Origin of the sequence: Streptomyces globisporus, assembly GCF_003501885.1 — a bacterium.
GTDB classification, from domain to species: Bacteria; Actinomycetota; Actinomycetes; order Streptomycetales; family Streptomycetaceae; genus Streptomyces; species Streptomyces globisporus_D.
In genome coordinates, this window is the sequence record NZ_QWFA01000048.1 from 22224 (window position 1) to 30534 (window position 8311).

7 protein-coding genes are annotated in these 8311 nt (G+C 70.7%); 6 read left to right on the forward strand and 1 reads right to left on the reverse strand.

Annotated features, from left to right (window positions below):
• Nucleotides 1-40 precede the first annotated feature (40 nt).
• Nucleotides 41-3577: a DNA polymerase III subunit alpha gene (dnaE, locus tag D3105_RS11600; RefSeq protein ID WP_118903088.1), complete on the forward strand. Its 3537-nt coding sequence runs from the start codon at nt 41-43 to the stop codon at nt 3575-3577.
• Between the two features lie 112 nt (nt 3578-3689).
• On the opposite strand, the gene D3105_RS11605 is transcribed toward dnaE, so the two are convergent.
• Complete coding sequence (locus D3105_RS11605; RefSeq protein ID WP_018957500.1) at nt 3690-3869, reverse strand: hypothetical protein; 180 nt, start codon at nt 3867-3869, stop codon at nt 3690-3692.
• Nucleotides 3870-4160: 291 nt separating this feature from the next.
• Here D3105_RS11605 and D3105_RS11610 point away from each other — a divergent pair, with 291 nt between their 5' ends.
• From D3105_RS11610 to D3105_RS11625, 5 genes are all read left to right on the forward strand, one after another.
• The gene (locus tag D3105_RS11610) at nt 4161-5423 is read left to right on the forward strand and encodes an NYN domain-containing protein (protein WP_206272710.1); all 1263 of its coding nucleotides are present in this window, start codon (nt 4161-4163) and stop codon (nt 5421-5423) included.
• Between the two features lie 129 nt (nt 5424-5552).
• The gene (locus D3105_RS11615; protein ID WP_118903101.1) at nt 5553-6536 is read left to right on the forward strand and encodes an ABC transporter ATP-binding protein; all 984 of its coding nucleotides are present in this window, start codon (nt 5553-5555) and stop codon (nt 6534-6536) included.
• An 11-nt stretch (nt 6537-6547) separates the two neighbouring features.
• Nucleotides 6548-6682, forward strand: a complete 135-nt coding sequence (locus D3105_RS35725) for a hypothetical protein (protein ID WP_276311818.1) — start codon at nt 6548-6550, stop codon at nt 6680-6682.
• A complete protein-coding gene (locus D3105_RS11620) occupies nt 6679-7521 on the forward strand; it encodes an ABC transporter permease (protein WP_118903092.1) in 843 nt (280 codons plus the stop codon). Before D3105_RS35725 ends, D3105_RS11620 begins: the two co-directional genes overlap by 4 nt.
• 52 nt (nt 7522-7573) lie before the next feature.
• Entirely contained in the window at nt 7574-8308 is a 735-nt protein-coding gene (locus tag D3105_RS11625) for an ABC transporter permease (protein ID WP_118903095.1), read from the forward strand.
• The last annotated feature ends 3 nt before the right edge of the window (nt 8309-8311 follow it).

The window sequence follows — 8311 nt, forward strand, 5'->3', positions numbered from 1 at the left end:
CCCCGTCCGTCATCGCCCGACTTCCCGGAGGCCCGACGCCGTGACCAAGCCGCCCTTCACGCACCTGCACGTTCACACCCAGTACTCGCTGCTGGACGGTGCGGCGCGGCTCAAGGACATGTTCGAGGCGGCCAACGAGATGGGCATGACGCACATCGCGATGACCGACCACGGCAACCTCCACGGCGCCTACGACTTCTTCCACTCGGCGAAGAAGGCGGACGTCACGCCGATCATCGGCATCGAGGCGTACGTCGCCCCCGAGTCGCGCAAGCACAAGCGCAAGGTGCAGTGGGGACAGCCGCACCAGAAGCGCGACGACGTGTCCGGTTCCGGTGGTTACACCCACAAGACCATCTGGGCGTCCAACAAGACGGGGCTGCACAACCTCTTCCGGCTCTCCTCCGACGCGTACGCCGAGGGCTGGCTCCAGAAGTGGCCCCGGATGGACAAGGAGACCATCTCCCAGTGGTCCGAGGGGCTCATCGCCTCCACCGGCTGCCCCTCGGGCGAGGTGCAGACCCGGCTGCGGCTCGGCCAGTTCGACGAGGCGGTGCAGGCGGCCTCCGACTACAAGGACATCTTCGGCGAGGGCAAGTACTTCCTGGAGCTGATGGACCACGGCATCGAGATCGAGCGCCGGGTCCGCGACGGGCTGCTGGAGATCGGCAAGAAGCTGAACATCCCGCCGCTCGTCACCAACGACTCCCACTACACGTACGCCCACGAGGCGACCGCCCACGACGCCCTGCTCTGCATCCAGACCGGCAAGAACCTCTCGGACCCCGACCGCTTCCGCTTCGACGGCACCGGCTACTACCTGAAGACGACGGACGAGATGTACGCCGTCGACTCCTCCGACGCCTGGCAGGAGGGGTGCCGCAACACCCTCCTGGTCGCCCAGCAGATCGACACCACCGGCATGTTCGAGGCGAAGAACCTCATGCCGAAGTTCGAGATCCCCGAGGGCTTCACGGAGATCACCTGGTTCCAGGAGGAGGTCCGGAGGGGCATGGCCCGCCGCTTCCCGAACGGGGTCCCCGACGACCGGCAGAAGCAGGTCGAGTACGAGATGGACATCATCATCCAGATGGGGTTCCCGGGGTACTTCCTGGTCGTCGCCGACTTCATCATGTGGGCCAAGAACAACGGCATCGCGGTCGGCCCCGGCCGTGGCTCCGCCGCCGGTTCGATCGTGGCGTACGCCATGGGCATCACCGACCTCGACCCGATCGAGCACGGGCTGATCTTCGAGCGGTTCCTCAACCCCGAGCGCGTCTCCATGCCCGATGTCGACATCGACTTCGACGAGCGTCGGCGCGTCGAGGTGATCCGGTACGTCACCGAGAAGTACGGCGCCGACAAGGTCGCCATGATCGGCACGTACGGCAAGATCAAGGCGAAGAACGCCATCAAGGACTCCGCCCGCGTGCTGGGCTACCCGTACGCGATGGGCGACCGGCTCACCAAGGCCATGCCCGCCGACGTCCTCGGCAAGGGCATCGACCTCAACGGCATCACCGACCCCAAGCACCCGCGCTACAGCGAGGCGGGCGAGATCCGGGGGATGTACGAGAACGAGCCGGACGTCAAGAAGGTCATCGACACCGCCAAGGGCGTCGAGGGCCTGGTCCGGCAGATGGGCGTGCACGCCGCCGGCGTCATCATGTCCAGCGAGCCGATCGTCGACCACGCACCCGTCTGGGTCCGGCACACCGACGGCGTCACCATCACGCAGTGGGACTACCCGCAGTGCGAGTCGCTCGGCCTGCTGAAGATGGACTTCCTCGGCCTGCGCAACCTGACGATCATGGACGACGCCATCAAGATGGTGAAGTCCAACAAGGGCATCGACCTGGAGATGCTTTCCCTGCCGCTGGACGACCCCAAGACGTACGAACTGCTCTGCCGCGGTGACACGCTCGGCGTCTTCCAGTTCGACGGCGGGCCCATGCGGTCCCTGCTCCGCCAGATGCAGCCCGACAACTTCGAGGACATCTCCGCCGTCTCGGCCCTCTACCGGCCGGGCCCGATGGGCATGAACTCGCACACGAACTACGCGGAGCGCAAGAACGGCCGCCAGGAGATCACCCCGATCCACCCGGAGCTGGAGGAGCCCCTCAAGGAGGTTCTCGGCCTCACCTACGGCCTGATCGTCTACCAGGAGCAGGTCCAGAAGGCCGCCCAGATCGTCGCCGGGTACTCACTGGGCGAGGCCGACATCCTGCGCCGCGTGATGGGCAAGAAGAAGCCCGAGGAGCTGGCGAAGAACTTCGTCCTCTTCGAGAAGGGCGCCAAGGAGAAGGGGTTCTCCGACGCGGCGATCAAGGCGCTGTGGGATGTCCTGGTGCCGTTCGCCGGATACGCGTTCAACAAGGCGCACTCCTCGGCGTACGGCCTGGTCACCTACTGGACCGCCTACCTCAAGGCGAACTACCCCGCCGAATACATGGCCGCCCTGCTGACCTCGGTCAAGGACGACAAGGACAAGTCCGCGGTCTACCTCAACGAGTGCCGCCGCATGCGCATCAAGGTGCTCCCGCCGAACGTCAACGAGTCGCTGTCCAACTTCGCCGCCCAGGGCGACGACGTGATCCTCTTCGGCCTGACCGCCATCCGCAACGTCGGCCAGAACGTCGTCGACTCGATCATCCGGTCCCGCAAGGCGAAGGGGAAGTACAGCAGCTTCCCCGACTTCCTGGACAAGGTCGAGGCGGTCGTCTGCAACAAGCGCACCGTCGAATCGCTGATCAAGGCCGGCGCCTTCGACGAGATGGGCCACACCCGCAAGGGCCTCGTCGCCCACCACGAGCCGATGATCGACAACGTGGTGCAGGTCAAGCGCAAGGAGGCCGAGGGACAGTTCGACCTCTTCGGCGGCGGCGAGGAGGAGAGCGGCGAGCCGGGCTTCGGCCTGGACGTGGAATTCTCCGACGTCGAGTGGGAGAAGGCCTACCTGCTCGCCCAGGAGCGGGAGATGCTCGGCCTGTACGTCTCCGACCACCCGCTCTTCGGCCTGGAGCACGTGCTGTCCGACAAGGCCGACGCCTCCATCTCCCAGCTCACCGGCGGGGACTACAGCGACGGCTCCGTCGTCACCGTGGGCGGCATCATCTCCGGCCTCCAGCGCAAGATGACCAAGCAGGGCAACGCCTGGGCCATCGCCACCGTGGAGGACCTGGCGGGCTCCATCGAGTGCATGTTCTTCCCCGCCACCTACCAGCTGGTCTCCACCCAGCTCGTCGAGGACACCGTCGTCTTCGTGAAGGGACGCCTCGACAAGCGCGAGGACGTGCCCCGGCTCGTCGCCATGGAGATGCAGGTCCCCGACATCTCCAACGCCGGGACCAACGCGCCCGTCGTCCTCACCATCCCCACCGTGAAGATCACCCCGCCCATGGTCAGCCGGCTCGGCGAGGTGCTCAGCCACCACCGGGGCGACACCGAGGTACGCATCAAGCTCCAGGGCCCCCGCAAGACCACCGTCCTGCGCCTGGACCGGCACCGGGTCAAGGCCGACTCGGCGCTCTTCGGCGACCTGAAGGTGCTGCTCGGCCCGTCCTGCCTGGCCGGCTGAGCCCCGGGCGGATCACCCGGAGAGCGACGAGAGGGGCGCCCCGCCGATGCGGGACGCCCCTCTCGCTGTCTTCAATGCCTGTCACTACTCACTACCGCAAGCGGCCGACGGGTCAGTTGTGGCCGAAGCGTCGCTGATGCTTGCGCGCCACGTCGGACGGGCTGCCCTGGGCCTGGGCCTGCGGCTGGTTCTGCGACTCGTACGCCGTCGACTTGGCCTGCTCCGCGCTACGCTCCGACGCGGACGCGCGGTCGTGCTGGCTGCCCTGCTTGCGGTTCTTGTTCTTGGCCATGGTGAATGCCTCCTGTGGGGAATCCTGGGGGGCCAGGACCGCTGTCAGACTCACATGGCACCGCAAACACCGCATGTTGGATCATTACCGTGCGTAGTGGTTTCCGCGGTGCCCCCGATTCCGCGCACCTTCTTCCTTCCTTTTCCGCTTCCTTTCCGGATCCGCCACGCCGATGATCCAGTTCCGGCCGTTAACCCCTGCGCGGTCGGGCAGACTCGAAGGAAACCCTGGGTAAGCGGACCCGGTCATCGAGGAACGGGCCGCTGAACCGTTCCCGAGTTCTGGAAGAGGGTGGAACGCGTGGACCGTTGCGTCGTCCTGGTGGACGCCGGCTACTTGCTGGGCGCAGCCGCGAGTCTGCTGGCCGGAGAGCCCGCCCGTTCCCGCATCACCGTCGACCACGCCGCCCTCATCCAGGGATTGCGCGAGCGCGCCGAGGCCGACACCCAGCAGCCCCTCCTGCGCATCTACTGGTTCGACGGCGCCCCCGACCGGGTGCCCCAGCCCGAGCACCGCCGGCTCCGCGTGATGCCCCGGGTGACCGTACGGCTGGGTGCCCTGACCCGCAGCGACGGACGCTGGGCCCAGAAGGGCGTCGACGCCGCCATGCACGCCGAGCTCACCGAACTGGCCAGGAACCGGGCCTGCTCCGACGTGGTCCTGGTGACCGGCGACGGCGATCTGCTGCCCGGCCTGATGTCCGCCAAGGAACACGGGGTCGCCGTCCACCTCTGGGCCGTCCAGGCCGCCGACGGTGACTACAACCAGTCCGAGGACCTCGTCGCCGAGGCCGACGAACGGCGCGTCCTCGACCGGGCCTGGATCACCAAGGCCGTACGCGCCAAGGACCTCGGCGGCACCTGCGCCCCGCAGCCCGCCACCCGCCCCGAGATCGCCGCGATCCTCTCCGCACCGCTGCCCGAGGCCGCCCTCGCCGCCTCCGCCGAACGCGCCTCCGAGGCCGCCCAGGCCGCCGCCGCCCGGTCGAGCGCACCGGATCCGGCCGAGAGCGCACCCGCCGCCACCGGCACGCCCACGACCGGCCACAAAGGCGTGCCGACCCCCAAGGACCTGGCCGCGCTGCGCGCCCACGCCACCCACCCGGACCGCCAGCAGCCGGCCCAGCCCGCGAGCGCCACGCTGCGCTGGTCCTCCGACAAAGGGTGGGTGGAGCGCGGCGGCCCCCTCGGCGAGCCCGCCGAGACCGCGTCCCTGCCGACCCTCGCCCAGGTCACCAGCGCCGAACAGCGTTGGGCCGACCGGGAGGAGGACATCACCACCGTCGGCGGCGACCCCTTCGAAGTGGGCCAGGTCTTCGCCCGCCGCTGGATGGAGCGCCTCCCGGAAAGCGTCCACCTGCAGAAACTCTCCACCATGTACCCGCGCATCCCGCACCGCATCGACGGCGAACTCCTGCGGTACGCGGCCCGCTTCGGACTCCTCGCCCACAAGGACGACCAGATCGACGAGCACGACCGCTACGCGATCCGGGCCGGCTTCTGGCGGGAGATCGACGTACGGGCCGCCGCCGAGCACGTACCGGCGGGGGAGTAGGAGTGGGGAGTCGCCGGCCGCCCGGGCGGCGACGCGGGGTGGCCCCGGGCGCGAACCGGGGCATGTGACCCCGTACCCTCATACCTCGTGAGTACGGGCACAGCACAGGCGCAGCGGGACACCGGCACCGTGTGCGCGGTGCGCGATCTGGTCAAGACCTACCCCGCGACCCGGGGCCGCCGGGGCGCACCCGCGACGCCCGAGGTCCGCGCCACGGACGGCATCTGCCTGGACGTCGAGCGCGGCGAGATCTTCGGACTGCTCGGCCCCAACGGCGCCGGCAAGTCGACCCTGGTCCGGCAGCTCACCGGGCTGATGCGGCCCGACTCCGGCAACGTCGAGGTGCTCGGCCACGACCTCGTACGCCACCCCGAGCGGGCCTCCCGGCTGATCGGCTACCTCGGGCAGGAGTCCACCGCCCTCGACGAGCTGACCGTCTCCCTCGCCGCCGAGACCACCGGCCGGCTGCGCGGCCTCTCCGCGCAGGGCGCCCGCGCCGAGCGCGACGCCGTCCTGGAGGAGCTGGGCCTCACCGCGATCGCCGGGCGGCCCCTGAAGAAGCTCTCCGGCGGCCAGCGCCGGCTCGCCTGCTTCGCCGCCACCCTCGTCGGCGACCGGCCCGTCCTGGTCCTCGACGAACCGACCACCGGCATGGACCCGGTCGCCCGCCGCGCCGTCTGGGCCGCCGTCGACCGCCGCCGGGCGGAGCGCGGGGCCACCGTCCTGCTGGTCACCCACAACGTCATCGAGGCCGAGACCGTGCTCGACCGGGTCGCCGTCCTCGAACGCGGCCGGGTCATCGCCTGCGACACCCCCGCCGGGCTCAAGGAACGCGTCGCCGGGGAGGTCCGCGTCGAGCTCGTCTGGCGCGAACGGGCCCCGCTGGACGTCCCCGAGGTGGCGGCGCTGCGGGCCTCCGCCCAGGAGTCCGGACGGCGCTGGGTGCTGCGGCTCGGGCCGGACGAGGCACGGGCCGCGGTCGCCGCGGTGACGGGCGGCGCGGCCTTCGCCGCGCTCGACGATTTCACCCTGGCCACTCCCAGCCTGGAGGATGTCTACCTCGCGCTCGGGGGAGACGCCGGCGACGCGACCGAGGGGCTGGTGAAGGCGTGAGAGGTGTACGTGTGGTCGGGAACGTGAACGCGCCGGGCGCGGCGGACGTACTCGACGGGCGGGACGCGTTCCCCGGACCGAACGTGCTGGATGTGCTGGACGTGTTTGACGTGGTGGATGTGTCTAAGGGGAGCGGCCTCAGGTGACGAGCATCATTCCGGCCAGGACCGCGGCGACGCGTACCCGGCCCGCGCCCGGTCCCTCCGGCACCGGTCCCGCCTGTACCGTCACGGCGCCCCTCGCCCCGCGCGCCCGGCTGCTGCCCTCGCTGGCCGCTGTCTACCGCGCCCAGCTCTCCCGGGCGCGCGTCGCCCGGATCCCGCTGCTCTTCGTGGCGACCTTCCAGTCCGTCGGGATCATGATCCTGATGCGGGGTGTCGTGGACGGGGGCGCGGAGGCCCGCGCCGTGGTCGCGGGATCCAGCGTCCTGGTCGTCGCGTTCGTCGCGCTCAATCTGCTCGCCCAGTACTTCGGGCAGCTGCGGGCGAGCGGCGGACTCGACCACTACGCCACGCTGCCCGTGCCGCCCGCCGCGGTGGTGCTCGGGGTGGCCGCCGCGTACGCCTCGTTCACCGTGCCCGGCACGGTCTTCACCGCGATCACCGGCAGCGTGTTGTTCCAGCTGCCGATGACGCACCTGTGGGTCCTGGTCGCCGTCGTCCCGCTCTCCGGGGCCGCCCTGGCCGGGCTCGGCGCGGCCCTCGGGCTGCTCGCCCCGCGCCCGGAGCTGGCGACCCTGCTGGGCCAGTTGGGGATGTCCGCGGCCCTGCTCCTCGGGGTGCTGCCGGCCGAGCGGCTGCCGCAGCCGGTGGGGTGGGCGCGCGACCTGTTGCCGTCGACGTACGGGGTCGAGGCGCTTGCCCGGTCCTTCGACGCCCGCCCGGACTGGGGGATCATCGCTTTCTTCCTCGCGATCTGCGCGGCGGTCGGGGTGCTCTCGCTGGCCGTGGCGACATGGGCGTACCGGCGGGCCGCCGTACGGTAGCGCCCCGGGGCCGTCGAGCACGGGTGCGGTATCCGGTGAGGCGCCGCACAGGGTGGCCTGGCACGATGGCACGGTGACCGCACCTCTGACGCCGCCTCACCAGCCCGGCCCCCACGATCCCTGGCAGGCCCCGCCCTCGGGCTCCCACCTCGTGCCCTCCCGGGGGGCGCCGGACGACCCGGACACGGCCACGGAGCTCCGTCAGGCCGCTGTCGTCGCCGTCCTCGTCGCGGTCTCGGGCATCGCCCTCGGGCTGCTGTGGCTGTGGCTCGCGCCGCGCGTTCCGCTGGTCTCCGACGACACGGCGGTCTTCCTCAAGAACAGCGAGGGCGAGGAGGCGATCGGGGCGGACGGCACGTTCGTCCTGCTGGCCATCGGCTTCGGCGTGCTCTCGGCGGCCCTCGTCTTCTGGCGGCTGCGTCGCGGGGGCGTCCTCGTGGTCGTCGGCCTGGCGCTGGGCGCGCTGCTCGCCTCGCTGATCGCCTGGCGGGTCGGTATCTGGCTGGGTCCGTCGTCGGACGTGGTGGGGCGGGCCCGGGAGGCGGGGCAGGGCGTGACGTTCGACGCTCCGCTGGAGCTGCATACGGTGTGGGTGGCGGTGTTGGCCTGGCCGTTCGCGGCGATGGGGATCCATCTGCTGCTGACGGCGGCGTTCGGGCCGCGGGATGTGGAGCCGGACTGGTCGGGGTATTCGGGGTACTACGGCGGGCCCGTGCAGGGGCCCCTGGCGGGGCCGGGGTCCGGTTCGGGGGCGTCGCCGTCCGCGGGTGGCGGTGGGGCGGGCTGAGAG

Coding starts and splice junctions, on each gene's coding strand:
- D3105_RS11605 (WP_018957500.1), bottom strand. CDS start 3,869: ATGGCCAAGAACAAGAACCGCAAGCAGGGCAGCCAGCACGACCGCGCG.